Annotated in this window: 8 protein-coding genes; 4 read left to right on the forward strand and 4 right to left on the reverse strand. The window is 44.9% G+C overall.

Features of this window, described 5'->3' with window-relative positions; all coding sequences use genetic code 11:
- Window positions 1-193: 193 nt before the first annotated feature.
- Both JJD41_RS22535 and JJD41_RS22540 read left to right on the forward strand, forming a co-directional pair.
- Entirely contained in the window at window positions 194-4,714 is a 4,521-nt protein-coding gene (locus tag JJD41_RS22535; RefSeq protein ID WP_200669777.1) for a two-partner secretion domain-containing protein, read from the forward strand.
- Complete coding sequence (locus tag JJD41_RS22540; protein ID WP_200669778.1) at window positions 4,666-7,461, forward strand: CHAT domain-containing tetratricopeptide repeat protein; 2,796 nt, start codon at window positions 4,666-4,668, stop codon at window positions 7,459-7,461. The genes JJD41_RS22535 and JJD41_RS22540 overlap by 49 nt, the downstream gene beginning before the upstream one ends.
- A 16-nt stretch (window positions 7,462-7,477) precedes the next feature.
- On the opposite strand, the gene JJD41_RS22545 is transcribed toward JJD41_RS22540, so the two are convergent.
- The 4 genes from JJD41_RS22545 to JJD41_RS22560 form a co-directional block, all read right to left on the reverse strand.
- Window positions 7,478-8,281 carry a DUF928 domain-containing protein gene (locus JJD41_RS22545; protein WP_200669779.1) on the reverse strand — a complete coding sequence of 268 codons (804 nt, stop codon included), beginning with the start codon at window positions 8,279-8,281 and terminating at the stop codon, window positions 7,478-7,480.
- A 27-nt stretch (window positions 8,282-8,308) separates the two neighbouring features.
- A complete protein-coding gene (locus JJD41_RS22550) occupies window positions 8,309-10,573 on the reverse strand; it encodes a CHASE2 domain-containing protein (RefSeq protein WP_234489065.1) in 2,265 nt (754 codons plus the stop codon).
- A 75-nt stretch (window positions 10,574-10,648) separates the two neighbouring features.
- Window positions 10,649-12,148: a DUF1822 family protein gene (locus tag JJD41_RS22555; RefSeq protein ID WP_200669782.1), complete on the reverse strand. Its 1,500-nt coding sequence runs from the start codon at window positions 12,146-12,148 to the stop codon at window positions 10,649-10,651.
- Window positions 12,149-12,161: 13 nt separating this feature from the next.
- Window positions 12,162-13,667 (reverse strand): sigma-70 family RNA polymerase sigma factor, encoded by a 1,506-nt coding sequence (locus tag JJD41_RS22560; RefSeq protein ID WP_200669783.1) that lies wholly within the window; start codon window positions 13,665-13,667, stop codon window positions 12,162-12,164.
- Window positions 13,668-14,266: 599 nt separating this feature from the next.
- On the opposite strand from JJD41_RS22560, the gene JJD41_RS22565 reads away from it, so the two are divergent.
- Together JJD41_RS22565 and JJD41_RS22570 are read left to right on the forward strand one after the other, a co-directional pair.
- A complete protein-coding gene (locus tag JJD41_RS22565) occupies window positions 14,267-14,569 on the forward strand; it encodes an NfeD family protein (protein ID WP_200669784.1) in 303 nt (100 codons plus the stop codon).
- A gap of 208 nt (window positions 14,570-14,777) precedes the next feature.
- Window positions 14,778-17,625 (forward strand): DUF4114 domain-containing protein (locus JJD41_RS22570; protein ID WP_200669785.1); only part of this gene is annotated, 2,848 nt, incomplete at its 3' end.

Genomic DNA, 17,625 nt, shown 5'->3' on the forward strand with positions numbered 1-17,625 from the left:
TACTGTCCGGGCAATTTGTATTAACTTTACAGAAGGATTGTAATATTTTTGTAGCAAAGGTAGGGACACGGCATTGCCGTGTCCCTACAGAAATTTGGCTGATTGAAGATGGATAGATGTTTGGGGTGCATCAACTATGAGAGCTGAAAAAACAATAAAGCTATCTCATTTTTGCTTAATTTCTGGAAGTTTTTTGATTGGGGCTTTTTGGGGGGATGCGTCACCTGCGATCGCGCAAATTATCCCCGATTCTACGCTTCCAGAAAATTCAGTTGTTAATTCCGATCGCAATAACTTCCAAATTGATGGAGGAACGACAAGAGGGGCGAATCTCTTTCACAGCTTTGATGAATTTTCTATCCCGACGGGAGGAAATGTATTTTTTAATAATGCTCCGAGCATTCAAACAATTTTTTCGAGAATTACTGGGAATTCTATTTCTAATATTGACGGCGCGATCGCCGCAAATGGATTTGCTAATTTATTTTTAATTAACCCCAATGGAATCATCTTCGGACGTAACGCTCAATTGCAGATTGGCGGTTCCTTCTTCGCGACTACGGCGAATCGAGTCGGTTTTGAAGATGGCAGTTTTTTCGAGACCGATCCAGTTATAGAAAATCCTATTTTAACCGTTAGTTTACCCAGTCAACTCCAGTTTGAAAATAATTCAGCGAGTATAATTAATCGTTCTCAAGTTAGACCGGACGGATTGCCGCCGAATAGTATCGGCGCCCCTTTAGGGTTAGCCGTAGCCCCGGGGAGAAGCTTAGGATTATTGGGGGGAAATCTGAGTTTTCAAAATGGAAATCTTACAGCATTTGAGGGACAAATTGAGCTCGGTAGTGCGATCGATGGCACGATCGATTTAACTCCCAATTCTGGGGGTTTTTCTTTTAATTATAATGGGGTGAGGCAATTTGGCAATGTTGAATTATTCCAAAATTCAATAGTCGATGCAAGTGGAGCTCCCCCGCGATCGCCGATGGATGAACCGGGGAGTGGAGGAGCAATTCAAGTACGGGGCGATCGCCTAATTATAGAGAATTCTGGAATTACGAGTAGTACCTATGGATCTCTACCCGGACGAGAGTTAACTTTTAAAGCCCGAGACATCGAAATTAGTGGATTTTTAGAATTACCACCCCCTCCTAACTTACCTCCAAATGTGCCTTTCAATCCTTTTTTTGCAGCAGGTTTATTCGGACAAACAGAGGGCAATGGTAATGCAGCAAATTTGAGGATAGAAGCCGATCGCCTCCGCCTCCAAAATGGCGGGCAAATTTCAACCAGCACTTTTGCAGCAGGTCGAGGAGGCGATCTAGAAATTCGGGCGGGAGAGGTAGAAATTAGTGGGTTTTCAATTGCAGGTCTGAGTAGTATCACCAGTATTGTCGAACCGATTCCCGATGCGCCAATATTAGCAACGGGCAATGCAGGTAATATTGAAATTACGAGCGATCGCCTCTCGATAACAGAAGGGGGAACGATTTCTGCGGCAACTTCCGCCATTGGCAATGCAGGAAATATCACGATCGCCAATAGCGAAGTCTTAGAAATAAGCGGAGTTGCTACTAATCCAGAAGGGAGCTTTGCAAGGAGTCGGATCGCTACTTTTGTCACCCCCATAGCAACAGGAAATGCGGGAAATATTCAGATTATTAGTAAATTTCTACGCCTCGGCGATCGCGCAGAAATTACGGCATTAACAACAACAGATGTAGCGGGAGGACAGATCGATATTAATGTTGAAGACTTGAGCATTCTAGGAGGTGCTCAAGTTTCGGTTAATACCGTGGGTTCCGGACGGGGAGGTAATTTAAATGTCACCAGTTCGGAAACTATAGAATTAGTTGGAACCGATGCAACGGGTATTCCGAGTGGACTTTTTAGTCAGTCTCAACCTTTCCCAATTTTCGACGAACAATCGGGGGAACAGATAGGAGAAATTAGCACGAATCGAGGCGATGCAGGCGATATTTCCGTAACAACAGATCGCCTCATGGTCCGTGAAGGGGCGGCAATTTCTGCCGATACATTTACCGACGGACGAGGCGGGGCCGTGACGGTCAATGCGAACGAATCGGTGACGGTCACGGGACGATCTGCATTCCCCCTACAGCAACCTCGACCCTCACAAGATGCGGATGGCTTTCTACCCAGCCGGATTACTGTGGTCACCGGGAATAGTGGCGATGCAGGCGGTTTGCAAATCGAAAGTGAGGAATTAACGATCGCCGAACGCGGCAAAGTCGCAGTGGATGCGGCATCTGGTGGCGGTTCGGCGGGGGATTTAACGGTGATTACCCCCAAATTGCGCCTGGATACGGGAAGACTGACCGCAGAAACCGCTTCCGGCGAAGGGGGAGATATTATCGTGCGATCGCGCAGTATATTTTTGCGCCGTCAAAGTCAACTCTCGACCACGGCGGGAACCGCAGATTTTCCAGGAAATGGAGGCAATATCGACCTCGACACCGAGATTATTGCTGCGTTAGAAAATAGTGATATCTCTTCCAATGCTTTTGAAGGTCGGGGTGGGGTCATTGGAATTTCCGCACAAGGAATTTTCGGATTGGAAGTGCGATCGCGTGAGGAACTCGATCGCCTGTTCGACGGGGATTTGAGCCAATTCGATCCCACCACAAATTTACCCGAAACGAGCGATCTGACGGCAATTTCGCGCACAGATCCGACCTTAAGCGGTGAAATTGGACTCAACACCCCCGATATCGACCCCAATCGCGGGACAGTGGAATTTGAAGAAGAAATCGTCGATGTCGCCGGACTGATCGATCGCGACCCCTGCCGTTTGGCCCGTGGCAGCGAATATCTCGAAACCGGAAAAGGCGGTATTCCGCAATCTCCGGGCGATCGCCTCGACCCGATCGCCCCCTGGGAAGATTGGAGTCTCACCGACGAAGTACCCGAAAACCGCAGCGATTCCCCTCCAAATCCAGAGGATCGCTCATCTCACTTACCCCAGCAAGCCAACGCGATCGAACGCAGCGATACTGGGGAATACCGCCTCATCTCCACGACAAGTGCGATCGATCGCTCCTCTCCCTTTTCATCTCCCGCCTGTCCCCCCTTCCTCCCCACAAAAACCCTCGATCGGACCGACGGCCAAATCGCAGCCGTAACCGCCGAAACCTTGCCCGTGAGGGAGTTTGCAATTGAAAATAGCAGTGCGTTTACCCCAGACGAACTCGCCGAAATCGGCGCCGCCTACCGCGATCGCCCCCTCACATTAGCCGAGCTCGACGAAGTGCGATCGCAACTCGAACAGCTCTACCGCGATCGCGGCTACCTCGGTACCTTCGCCGTCATTCCCCCCCAAACCGTCCGCAACGGCATCGTCACCGTCCAAGTTTTAGAAAACCGTCTCGCCAAAATCGACATCCAGGCGATCGATCGCGACCGCTCCGCCTACACCAAATATATCGAAAACCGCCTCGGACTTCAACGCGGCGACCTCCTCAACCGCGATCGCCTCCTCGAAGCCCTCTACACCCTGCAATTCGACCCGCGCATCGAAAGCCTCTCCGCCGAACTCTCCGAAGGCGTCCGCCCCCAAACCAGTTTCCTCACAATCCGCGTGAGAGAAGCGAACCCCTGGCGCTCTCAACTCTCTTTAGATAACGGACGCGCCCCCTCCGTCGGCAGTTTTCGCCGCCAAGCCCAACTCAGCCAATACAACCCCCTCGGACTTGCCGGACTCGCCACCGTCAACTATGCCAACACCGACGGTAGCAACACCTGGGATTTTGCCTACACCCTGCCCGTCAACTCCCGTAACGGTAGCCTCAGCTTCCTCTACAGCCGAGGAGCCAGCGAAATTGTCGAAAAACCCTTTAACGAACTTGACATCGAAGCCGATTCGCGTAATTACGAAATCACTTACCGTCAACCCGTGATCCAGGCGATCGCCTCCCGCAATCGAGAGCTTCCTTTATCGGAAGCGCGAGACTTAGTGCGAACTGAAATCGCCCTCGGTCTCACTGCTTCCCGTCGCGAAAGCCAAACCTCGATTTTAGGCGTCGATTTTCCCCTGTCTCCCGGCGCCGAAAGCGACGGCGAAACGCGGATTTCCGCCTTGCGCTTTTTCCAAGAAGCCTTACGACAAGACAACCGCCAAATTTTCGCCGCTCGTTCCGAATTTAGCCTCGGATTGGACGTATTCGACGCCACCACCCACGACGACGGACCCGATAGCCGCTTTTTCGCATGGCGGGGACAAGCACAGTGGGTGCGGCGCTTGCAAGACAATCCCGCACCCGGTCGCCGCGCTCCCTTACTCCTCGTTCGCGGCGACGTTCAGCTCTCCACCAGCGCCTTACTCCCCCTAGAACAATTCGGAATCGGCGGATCGAATAGCGTGCGCGGTTATCGTCAAGATTCTTTATTAACTGATAATGGCGTTTTGGCGTCCGTCGAATTGCAATATCCCTTATGGTCATTTCCCCGTTTGGGCGGCAGTTTGAGCCTGATTCCCTTCGTCGATTTCGGTGTCGGTTGGAATTGGGATGAAGGCGATCGTCCCACGAGCGATCGTAACACGTTGATTTCAACCGGATTGGGTTTACAATTACAACTGAGCAATAAATTTCAAGCTCGTTTAGATTGGGGACTTCCGTTAATAGAGATCGATTCGAGGGAACGGACATGGCAAGAAAATGGGGTGCATTTTTCCGTCAATTTTACTCCTTTTTAAAGCGAGTAAAAACATATTTAATTTGGAGTCTTCTCGGTTTATTGCTAGCGGGAATCACTCCGGTTTCGATCCTCGCTCATTCGGCTCATCCCACCCAAGTTTCCCAACTTCCGAATATTTCCCAACAGGGTTCGGAGTTGGTCGAACGCGGTCGAGAATTTTACGAGACTGGAGACTATCAAAATGCGGTAACGGCTTTAACTCAAGCCCGCGACTTATATCGTCAACAGGGAAAAGTTTTGAATGAGGCGATCGCGTCGAGTTATTTATCCTTAGTCTATCAAAAAATTGGGGATTGGCAAGCTGCCGAACGGGCAATTTTATCCAGTTTAGAAGCCCTTCCCCTAACGGGGGGAACCGATGCGGAAAGGCAAACTCGCGCCCTCGCGCTCAATACAAAAGGACAGTATCAATTACAAGTCGGACAAGCAGAATCCGCTTTTGAAACTTGGGAGCAAGCCGAGCAGGATTACGCTAGTGTAAATGATACGAAAGGCATTTTGGGAACGCAAATCAATCAAGCCTTAGCCTTAGAGCAAATGGGTCATTATCGGCGTTCTTGCAATAGTTTATTGAAGGGGTTGGGAGTGCCAGGGAAAACCTGCGATCGCTTACCGAAAGACGAGGCAGAATTAAAGGAATTTGTCGGAGAATTTGAAGCAATTGAGAATTTGGAATTGCGGGCGCTTGGCTTGCGAAGTTTGGGCAATGCGTTACGCGCGATCGGGCAGTTGGAAGCCTCGGAATGGGTGTTGAATGAGAGTCTGAAATTAAGCGATCGCCTCAATTCATCGGACTTACAAAGTTTGAATTCACTACATTTAGGTCATACCCTTGCAGCCTTAGCCAATCGCCAGAAAAACTACGGTTTAGAAGCAGAATCAAAACAAAGTTTGGAAAAGGCAGTCCAACTTTATCAAAAAGTAACAATAATTGCCGACAAGCCCCTATTAAAAGTTTTAGCTCATCTCGGAATTTTGCAATCGTATTTATCCGGTAATTTCGCGATCGCTGACGAGAAAATTAGCGATTTAGTTGCAACTATTCAGTCTGAATTAAATACTTTAAACTCCAGTGCTACTTTAGTTCGAGTGAGGCTTGATTTGGCGTGCAGTTTAATGAACTGCAATTCATTACAAGAAAACGATCGCCCTGCTTTAAATTTTTTGTCCGACAAAGAACTTGAAACTCTCATCATTACTGCCTTACAAGATGCGGAAACCCTAAATCATCAACGGCTCATTTCTACCGCCAAAGGAACTTTAGCTAAGTATTACGAATTTTATGCCAGTAACTCCCAAGAATTAACCGAACAAAATTGGCAAGAAGCTAAGCAGCTTACCGAAGGAGCCCTTGAAGATTCTGAAGCTATAGCAGCGCGAGATCTGGCTTATCAGTGGAAATGGCAACTGGGACGCTTATTGGCGAGTCAAGGGAATCGAGAAGGGGCGATCGCCTATTATCAAAAAGCTATTGAAGACCTCGATATTCTTCGTAACGATCTGCTTAAAATCGATCCAGATATTCAATTTTCATTTCGAGATAATGTCGAACAAGTTTATCGAGATTTCGTCGATCTTCTTTTGAAAGATCCGAAAACAGAAAACTTAAATATAGCCCGCGAACAAATTGATAAATTACAACTGGCTCAATTAGAAAACTATCTCAATTGCCGCTTGGATTCAACGGTCGCACCCCAAAAGATTATTCCGCCAGGAACTGCAGTTATTTACCCCATTATTTTGCGCGATCGTCTAGAAGTCATTGTCGAATTAGAAGGAGGAAAATTATATCATTATCCCCCTCAATTAATTGACAAAGCATCGATAGAATCTCTTTTAAAAGAATTCCGCATAGAATTAGAAACACAAGGTTTTAGTCAACAAGGTAAAAATATTGCTCGACAAATTTATGATTGGTTAATTGCTCCCGGCGAACAACAGAATATCTTGAATGACGAAACGATAACACTGGTTTTTGTTCTCGATGGGAACTTAAGAAGTATTCCCATCGGGAGTCTTTATGACGGAGAACAATATCTAATTGAAAAATATGCGATCGCCCTATCTTTGAACTTAAATATTCCCGTCTCTCAACCCCCCGAAAACTTAACTACACTTCTGGGGGGACTTTCTGTAGATCCACAATTTCGTAACTTACCGGAATTACCTGCAGTAAAAAATGAACTGCAAACGATTCAAGAAATCATTCAATCAGAAGTTTTATTAGACCAAGACTTAACCTTAAATAGTTTAGAAAACGCAACGCAGTTTTCAGACTACCCAATTGTGCATTTAGCAACTCACGGTCAGTTCAGTTCTAATCCTCAAGAAACATTTCTAATTGTTTATCCCGATCCTTCAAGTAATGAGGATGACAGAATTATTCATTTAGAAGAATTAAGTAATTTACTGCAAAGAGGCGATCGCAGACCGATAGAATTACTGGTTTTGAGTGCATGTGAAACGGCTAAAAATGATAACCGTGCGACATTAGGAATTGCAGGGGTAACCATTAGAGCTGGTGCACGCAGTACCTTGGCTTCTTTATGGACTGTTAACGATACCTCAACAGCAACACTCATGCAGGAATTTTACCGAAATTTAATCGAACGAGGATTAACTAAAGCTGAAGCACTCCGCCAAAGCCAAATTAAATTACTAGAACAGGAATATATCTATGACGATCCATTATTTTGGGCTCCTTATGTTTTAGTTGGGAATTGGGAAAGCCTTTTTAATTCTTGAAGCCTCCCCAATCTATTTATTTCACTACTAAGGGAGAACAATGCAAGGTCTCATTTGCAATTTCTTCAAATCCTACTTGGACTAAAAATTCACGCCAGTTTTGAGACACTATCGGATCTTGAGGATTTTGGCACTTCTGTTCCGCTAATTGAGCGATAGTTTCGTGCCAAATCCCATTTCTCGCGTAAATATGCGATTCTTCATCATCACTGAGGGCTAATTCTTGTTGTAATTGAGTCGGATCGATCCGTTCGATCCAACTATTAACTGTTGGATTTTTAGCCGGACTTGTCGGATCGCAAACTAAAGAAAAGTACCATTGGTATTCATTACCTATCGGTAAAGGCTTACCGAGTGGTAAGCGAAAATAAAAAATCCCCACTTCTCCAGGTAATGCAATTTCAATCGGATCTTCAATCAGATTTTGAATTTTAAAGTGAGCTGTTTTAAGATTAGAAGAAATTTCAGGAAGATAAACCCAAAAAGTGGGGTACTCTTCGATTGTCCAACCCATTGTATAGGTAAAACCTTCAGGTAATTGAGATATTCCCGGATCTTGATTATCTGGTGTCAAAGGAGTTAGTGCAATTGGCGACGCAACCAATTCTTCACAATCACCTCGTTCGGAACCATTAGTTGTATTTGAAGGTTTTCCTCTATCTGGAGGATCGTAAAGTGGAGGTTCTTCACTTTTATAGAAGTTGTTTAAATTATTGCTAGTTTTGCCAAAGATATTTCCGGCTGAAATACCGACTAAATAAGTTAATATACTCAAAGAAGAAGTGGCGAATAAAACAACGAAATTGACTTTGGTTTTCATTTCTTATCCTTCCGATTACAAGAAAAATTATTTTTTACTGTATTTTAAATACATCAAAGTTGCCAAAACAGAAAACAAGGCAGGAATAAAAGGAAGCCATAAACCAAAATTTAAAGATAGAACATAGCTAATCATTAGAAACAATACTACCAAAGAAATTTTCATTTGTTTGATAATTTTTGATTTGAAAAATTTAACAAAAATTGCACTTATTAAACTTAATAGATAAATATAAAGATGCTCGAAAAAAGGAGGCATAAAATACAGTAAAGGTCGTCGATTTTCTACTGCACTCAATAATTGACTAGTTTTGTGAGCATGAATCAGTAGAGATGGCCATTCTCCGTATGGCGTTAAATCGTGGAATTCTTGTTTTATTTTTTCTGATAAATATCCAATAATAACAATTTTATTGCTGAATATATTTATATTTTTTTCGTTAAAAAGCTGCTCTAAATTGATTTTTTTTATAAATGGATCTCCTGCTCGGTAATTGAGTAAAATTTGAGAGCCTTTTCCGTCATGAATTTGATAACTTCCGATCGAGCGATCGAGTGGTAGTAGCTGAATTTCAGTATCCCCCCATAAAATGACTGAATCGTTATGATTGTTTCGATCTATTTTTTTATCTTTTTGCCAAAGATACCATCTAGCTAATTGAAAACTTAAAGAATTAGAACTCGTACAGGAGTTTTTCGATCCGTTTTGTGTAATATTTAATAAATGACGACGAATGACTCCATCCGAATCGGGTTTAAAATTTGTAAAAGTTAAACGTTTTGGATCTAATCCAGGTGGGGGTTGACTTCCGGTGTAGTTATCAGAGTCTTCAAAATGGCAAACCCCCAAAATATTTTTATTGGATTCTTGAAAATATTTTTCTAACTCCGATCTACCTGGCGATGATTCTAGGTCTCTATAAATATTTAATCCAATTACTAGAGGTTTATATTGGTTCACTTTTTGAAGAATTTTTAAAGTCGTTGCGTCACTAATACTCTCGCCTTCATTTAAACGTTCTAAATCGTCATCGGTAATTGTAACGAGTACAATGCGATCGTCTGGATCTTCGGCTAATCGTAACGGGAGCGCGCGATCGTAAGCCCACATTTCTAAAGGTTGTAACCAGCCAAAAGAGCGAATGGTGATGACTCCCAGTGAAACTAAAAGACTGGCAATTGCCGCCGTTTTTAGTTTACGTAAAATACGGCGCGATCGCCACTTCGGATACCGATATCGGCGCGTACTTAATAAATCTTGCCATCGGGGAGTAAACTGACCGGAATGCTGGCAAACGATGGGTAACCAGGTGGCGCCGGGTAACTCTTTTCCTTCCGATTCTAATGCCTCTTGCGCTTTACGGACGGCAGTTTGTAAAAGTTTGCCACTCGAATATTCGGTCAAAAACTCTTTTAAAAACTTTTGGGCGACACGATCGGGTACCGCCTCTTTCATAACGACGATCGCCGGAATTTTTAAAGAGGCTAATTCGTTGGCTAATGCTAAACCTTGACAAGAGTTAAATATTGCTAATTTTAAACCCCGATCGCGCGCCGCTTGCAACGCATTTTTAAACTCGTATACCTCCAACGATTCCCGTTCGTTAATATAAATGCGACCGCGATCGCCCAGACTTTCACTATGTCCGGCAAAAAAGAGAATATCCCAACCTCTTTTATCTCGAATGGCTTCAATTACACGGCGAGAACTGGGCTTATCTAAAAAATGCGGATCGGTATTTGTTAACCCTTGAATAGCTTCGCGGTCTGGCGATAAATTCAAACCGCGATCGTTGCCTAAAATTGATAACATCCGAACTCGTTCGCGATCGGCGATCGCCTCTCCAGAAGGAGCTTGGAAATCGGGCAACATAAAGCCAATGCCAACATCGGGATACTGCTCTAATAAATCCCAAGCATACCAAGGTAATTTCCACAAAAGCTTGTCATTGGTTTTGATGACAAGATAAAACTCATGGCTATAGATCTTGAATTGACTTTTCAATTCTTCCCGAACCGTTCGCCAATGTTCGTTACCTCCGTCGATGAGCCAGTTTTTTAGACTAGCTTCTGTTCGGCGGACTAAATCCAAACAAGCATCGCGATCGTCTTTAAAAGAACTATTGGTCGGTAACTGTTCGTCAATCTCCCAACCTCGAAGATGTCGGAGAGTGACAAATTTTTCAGACCACGTTTCATAGAGCATCTGTAGTTCGGAATTGGGGGCAAGTCTGGCCTGCGATCGCTCGAAAATCAAGCGTCCATTTTGCTCTATTTGAACGGACAAACTCAATCCCTCCTCTAAATTCCCCGTATCGACTTTGAGAAAAGCGATCGTGACCATAATGAACCCTTTAACCTTCTAAACTCAGGCGATAAACGTTTCAGTGAATTCGCGATCGTTCGACGTCACTCGAACTTGAAATACCGTTCCCGAGGGTGGAGTAAAACGGAGTTGGATTGAATTATCTTTTCCTTCTCCTGCCGTATCGCTGCGAGCTTCAACTTCTAACTTAGGAATAACTTCCCCAGTTTCTGATAGAATACTCAATTTTAGTCCAGTAGGCAACTCTTCATTGACCGATCGCACCTGCACGAAAACTCCCAATCGCTCCTCATCCTTGGGAATAATGGCAATAATCAAGGCAATTTCACGAGCATGTAAGCGTAAACCCAAATCGATTAACTTTGCTTTCTTAGTTCCCGATATTGGATTTCCCGGATCTATTTTTCCTAAACTTAAAGCAGCTTGCCAACGCATTTCCTCGTCTTGTTCTATTTTGAGGAGATCGGTTAAGGCGGCGATCGCCTCTGGATGTCCCCGACCAATTTCGCCTAAAACCCCTGCAGCATGATAGCGTAAGTTTTTCTTTTGGTAGGGTTCTAACAAAGAAATAATCGGCGAAATGGCAGCTTCCGATTTTGAATCAATTGGTTCTGTTAAGTGTTGTTCTATGTTCAAATGACCGCGAACGGGACTAGGTTCTAGAGGTTCAAACAAGCTATCAAAAGATTGCCATCCTTCTTTTAACATTTTTTGAGTTTCTTCGGCGATCGCGCCCAACCACTTTTTTAAAGTAATCGGTTCTGTGGAGTTGATTTTATGACTAGAATTTTCTCCGATTTTGCGAGTGTAAAGTTTTTTTTGGTAGCTTAAATTATTTATTAAGCTCAACCATTTATCGGTAGAAATATCAGTTCTAAGCCGAGGAGAATAGAGAGTTGAATCGCTCAAAATATTCAATAAATATTCAGCTTCTCTAGGCTCTATTTCAGGGGGAGAAGGGAGAGTTTCGCGAACTTTCAAGTGACTTGTTAAATTGATAAGATTTAAGTCGCGAACTAATGCATTGAATTCCATAATGTACGTGCGATCGCTCTCCCTATGGCGAGCGACTGTTTTCAGTTGTTCGTGAGTGGTAAACCCTTCAATCTTCAGCCAGTTTTCTTGATCTTCGACATCTAAATTGACGGCAACAGCTAAATAGTAGTCTCCACAATATGCGGGACAATCCACCCATTCTTGAGGAACTATAAACTCCCTACATTCCTCAATTTCGTAAGGAATTAACACGATTCTAATCTCGCCAATTTGCAATGCGGTTCCAGAGACAAACTCTAAAGAGTAAAATAATTGCTCTTTCCCGGGCCACCTTAAAGGCTTTTCTAGTCCTTCTTCCTCAGTCCACTCGTGAAAAAATGGTAATAAAGTATCCAGGGAAATTCGATTGAGATAAGCTGTGTAACGACTTAATGGATTAGATTGATTTTGAGCCAGTTGCCATCCTTTTTCCCTAGTTATTTTGGGAATAGGGATCGAAAAGGTATGAGTTTCTATACCCGTATGAGTGCGACGATCTTTCAACATGGTTCTCCCCTTATTAGTATTGATTCCAATCTTGTTGTTCTAGCCATTGTGAAAGGATTCGGGATATTTTTTCCCAAGATTTCAAATCTTCTATATAAACATCCAGATTTTGCGCTAGCCAGTTTCGGAGATACAATTCCAAAACTTCTAAGGAGATTGATGTGTTATAAATCTTAGCTTTGCCATCTTGAGGTAATCCCGATCCATTTCCTGTTGTCAAACTTTCGAGTGAATCACTGTTCGTGACTTCCTGTAACAAAGTGTTCAAGGCATTTTGATAAAAACACTCCAACCAAGAATTGATATATCGATCGCTCCATCCTTCTAATTCGTACAACAGTTTTTGTTTTAATTGATTTTCGATTTTTTCTAGTGTAGCTAACCCTTCAGAATTTAGCGATTTCTCTGGAAAATCTAAAGAAAAAGAGGGATCGCGTCTTAGCAGATCGCTTAAAAACAGACGGTCTTGACTGTCTAAAGCCTCAACTGCTTCAATTAACGCCTTCTCAATTAAATCGGAGCGATCGGCTGTGGGATACTTCGATCGCAGCCAACGACGCACATACTGAAGAATCCATCGATCGGGGTTGCTAGATTTTTGTAAGCACTTTGCCAATTGCTTTTTATACCTAGCCACCAACCGAGAGATTTTATATTGTTGGATTTCCAGACATTTACCGATATCGGATTGAGTTAAATTGATTCCATAATAAAGGAATAAAACTTTATCCGGATCGACGGGAATGCTTGATTTACCAATTTGAATTTTAAGAATATTTTTACACTGGTTGAGTTCCTGTTCTAATTGAGAATCACTAAATCCCGAGAACAATGATGGAGGTGTTTCTAGAGTTTCTAGAGTTTCTAGACTATCTGAACTGTCTGGATCTTCTAGATCGGGGATTTCTGCAGTAGAGATTAGGGTGTTTGAATTGGTTTGCCGCAAGCTTTCCCAACAATTCTCCATCCATGTTTTGAGTTCTAAGGCACTGAGATCGATGGAGTAAGAAGAAATTTCTAAAGGAACTGACGGTAAGATTCGTTCTGCATTAAAGCAATTGGCAGCTTCTTGAAAATCTTCAATTTTGGGTTCGGGCCATTTACTTCCTAGGGTGCGGTTGGGGGATTGAATGTGATTGATGAGGTAAACTTTTTTAAAATTTTTACGTCCCCACAAAAATCGCGTGATTTGCGGTTCTCTATAACCATTCATTTCTAAAGCGTGTTTGAGATCTTCTTCACTGGTTTTATAAAAACGCCTCCATTTAGAGACGCGGCCAAAATTCAATTCAGCTCTGAGCGTATTGCATAAAATTTGATAAATATAAGTTTCTAAAAGCGCTCCTCGTTGGGGATCGTATTTCTCAAGCCACTCTTTTAGCTGTTGTTCGTTACCGACCGTTCCTCGCAGAATACTTAGAGAATCTTCAATGGGAAGTTCGGGGCAATAAGAGGCTGAATTATTAACAACTTGGCAGCAAGTTCGTTCAAAAAAACTAATTAAATGGGCGATCGCCAATTGTTCTCGGAGAAAAGATTCCCATGCTTCTCGATCGTCCGGACTGGCGTTAATGGCAAGATCGCGCCAAAAGAGGGCTAATTCGGTCTCGGCTTCATGGGAGGGGCGATCGCACAGCAGCGCGAACTCGGGATGATTGGCTCGATAAAGCTCGAAATTCCGCCGCAGTCGAGGTTGGGACTGCAATCGTGGGATGAGACGCCCTCCTTCACTCGTGAATGCCAAAACGCTTGTAAATCGTTCGGCGAAGTGACGCGGTTCTGGAAAGTAGACCATATTTAAGTGACTCTTGTATATAACCCGGGATACTTGAGTGGCCTCAATAGCTTTAAGCCTGCCATTGATTTATTGGAAGAGCAAGGGGTGAATTATGCAGTTTGACGCATTTTTCCCCTCTATTTTGCAAGATGAAGGGGTTATACAAGACGGGGCGCCGGATGAATAAAGGGGAAAAACTGCATGATGACTGCCAGACGGTCCCAATAAAGTTTTCAAAGACGATCGCCAAACGTTAAACGTTCGCAGTTCTCGTTCGTCGATTCGGGTGCATCTTGGGGGCGATCGCGGCAAAACCTTGACAGAAAAGGAGGTTGACCCTCATGAGTGCTACTTTTTGGCAGTGGCTGACCCGATCTTTGTTCCAGCATCCGGTATCGAACCCGTCCTCTGGGTTGAACCCGTCCGATTTCGATTCGATCGCGATCGTGGACGAACCGATTTACCCCTATCAATTGGGTCGGGTGCAGTTTCGTTGTTCCTGGTGGCCCGCACGCTGTTTGCAAGAAACCGTCATCTCTCCCGGTCAATTGGTTCGAGTCATCGGTCAGCACAACATTACTTTATTGGTCGAACCCACTCGATTTTCGGTGAGAGATAAAACCCGTCAATCCCAGTCAGAGTAAGGCGATCGCCCGTTCCGGCACTCGGGGTTTCAAACAATTTTTCAAAAATTTTTCAATTGATTTTGCTCTGGCTGCATAATTTGCCAGGGATGCTCCCAATAAATATGATGTAGGGTCACCGATCGCTCTCGATCCCGACCGAACCATGCCGCCTGTCTATTTTCTGATTGTTTTCTGACTGTGTCCCACAGCAAAAAGGATAATTCTCATGACGTCTGATGGCATCTCGACCAACAATCCTCTCGATGAAAGTTTTGGCGGCGATCCTTTACTTGATGGGTTAGAACAAGATCCGCTCTCCGTAGGTCAACCGGAGAGCGGATCGAGTGAACCAGAGAGTTCGTTGAATCAAACGGGCGCGATCGGTGGAGAATCGAACGAGAATCTCAACCCCTATCTAACGGCAAACTCGTGGGATGAAGCGGAGAGTAGTTCATCTTCCGGGATCGATGTCGGCGAAGAAGGGTTAACGACGGATTCCGATCTCGATCCGGTAACCCAAGAACCTATCAGTGAGGAGGGGAGCGGTCTGACTGGGGATTTGGAACCCGATCCGCTCATTAATCCGGGGATGGAGAGCGAAGCGGAAACGGACGTAGGGGACGAGTTTTCGGGGTCTAGCGAGAATAATGATGGAAATATAGATTTAGGTGAAGATGAGGAAAGTGAGGAAAAAACGAACTCATCGGCAGTCGTAAGTGAGAATGATTTAGATTCAAACGAGAGTGAAATCGATTCTGATGTTGAAGAAAATAGCGACACTGTAGAAAGCGAGAGCAAGGTCATCAATGAGGGAGATTCAGATTTAGAAGATGATGAAAGTCCTGAAAACTCAACTGAGAGCTCAGTTAATGAAGAGGGGAACGATCTAAGCTCGGATAGTGAGGAACCTCCGACCGAAATGGGAGGGACGTCCAACAATCCGGTCAGTTCTGACAGTGAAACTGACGAAGTGACGGCAAGCGACGAAACGGTTTCCGAACAGCCGGGAGAAGATGAAAGTGAGTCCGATCCGGAACCGGAGGCGATCGCAGAAAATCCGCAAGATACCCTAGAACCTGATTCCGATCCGTCTTCCGAATCCGACGTCGATAACTCGGTAGCCAGTGACGATAACGAAGCAGGAACGATTGAGGATAATGCCGATAGTAGTAATGGGAACGAGGGAAGCGAAGCAGAATTAACCGACCCTCTGGAAGAGAATTCCGGTGAAGAGGGTTCCGATAGCAGCAATGAGGAGACGGAAGCCGAGTTAAGCGACCCAACCGAAGACCGTTCCGGTGAGGATGCGGCGACGGACGAAACTGGAGAAAGTGAGAGCGATCCGGTGGTCGATGGCGATACTGGCGAATCGCCGATTAATTTTGACGTAGGCACCTTCACCGTGGGTGAAAGCGGTGAAGTGGGTATTGACTTTCTCTTCGATGGCGGACGCTATCAGGGACAGGTGGCGATCGTCAGTTTGTCCGGAATGGAAGAGTACGAACCGGGTTCGGTCGAATTTATACAAGAGGCGGCTCGCCGTGCTTTAAGTGAGTCGGAATTGGGTCACATCGCGATCGACGACCTCAGCCAAGGGGCAAAATTCGAGGGTTCCCTCGGCGAACGCCAGTGGAATCAGGGGGATTATCAAGGGGTGAAAACCTTTGCGATGCGCCCCGGAGACAAGTTTTTTCTCATGATGGTTCCGAATGGGGCGATCGAGCGCGTGGCGAACGATCCGGCGATCGGTGGTGCCAGTCGTCCCCTATTTTCCCTCGCCACCGCCAATCCCGATGACGAGTATCATGTCGGCCAAATTGCCGATATTACGGGAGATGGAAGTGCTTTTGCTTGGGAAGATTTGCGCGTCGATGCGGGTACCGATCGCGACTACAACGATATTATCTTCCAAGTGCGAGGAGCGAAAGGCGTTGCAGCTCACATGAATGATGTGGTCGATCCACAGAAGGATTGGCGCACGAGTGAGTTGGGTCACAAGTTAGTTGATTATATTACTTCACAACTCCCCGATGACCCGGTAGCCGAACAACCGGAAGACCCGATTGACGAACAGCCAGAAGACCCCGATGACCCGGTAGCCGAACAACCGGAAGACCCGATTGACGAACAGCCAGAAGACCCCGATGACCCGGTAGTTGATGAAGATGATACCGACCCGGTAGTTGATGAAGATGATACGGCTGATGAGGATGACACCGACCCGGTAGTTGATGAAGATGATACGGCTGATGAGGATGACACCGACCCAGTAGTTGATGAAGATAATACGGCTGATGAGGATGACACCGACCCGGTAGTTGATGAAGATGATACCGACCCAGTAGTTGATGAGGATGATTCCGATCTAGATGATGTAGTCATCGAAGACCCGATCTTAGACGAAGAAAACACGGATGATGAGTATGTGCCTGATGTTCCTTTGACAATTGACGATCCCGTTATTACAGAGGAAGAAATTGAAGAAGAATTTGTTGATATATGGATCGCAGAAGATACTCAGATAGATGACTCAGAAGATGATTCTCATATTTCGGATGTGGTGTCAGAAGATGAGGTGATTAACGTTTGGGATATCAAACGGGAAATCGATCCTGCCTGGGAAGAACTCGGTTTAGTTGGTAATCCGGGATCCTACTTTTTAAACCAAGAACCAGTAGTTACGGCTTATAACCAAACAGTGAATGCCGGTGCCAGTATTAGTCCGAGTTTCTATGTGAGTGACCCCGATGGCGATCTCATCACCCATTACTATTTCTACGACGACAACAAAAGCAGCACCAGTGGTTATTTCACTTTCAATGGGGTTAAACAAACCAATCTCTTCTCTGTGACTCCTGACCAGTTGAGCAATGTGCGTTTTGTCGGTGGCTCCGTAGCTGATACTGACGAAATTTACATCGGCGCTTATGATGGTCAAGACTGGGGACTTCAATTTGCCATAATTACCACTCAAAAAGTTAACCAAGCCCCAGTCGTTACAGCTTATAACCAAACGGTAAACTCTGGTTCAAATACCAGCTTGAGTTTCTCTGTCAGTGACCCCGATGGCGATC

The organism is Oxynema mangrovii CENA135, from assembly GCF_016632315.1.
GTDB lineage: Bacteria > Cyanobacteriota > Cyanobacteriia > Cyanobacteriales > Laspinemataceae > Oxynema > Oxynema aestuarii.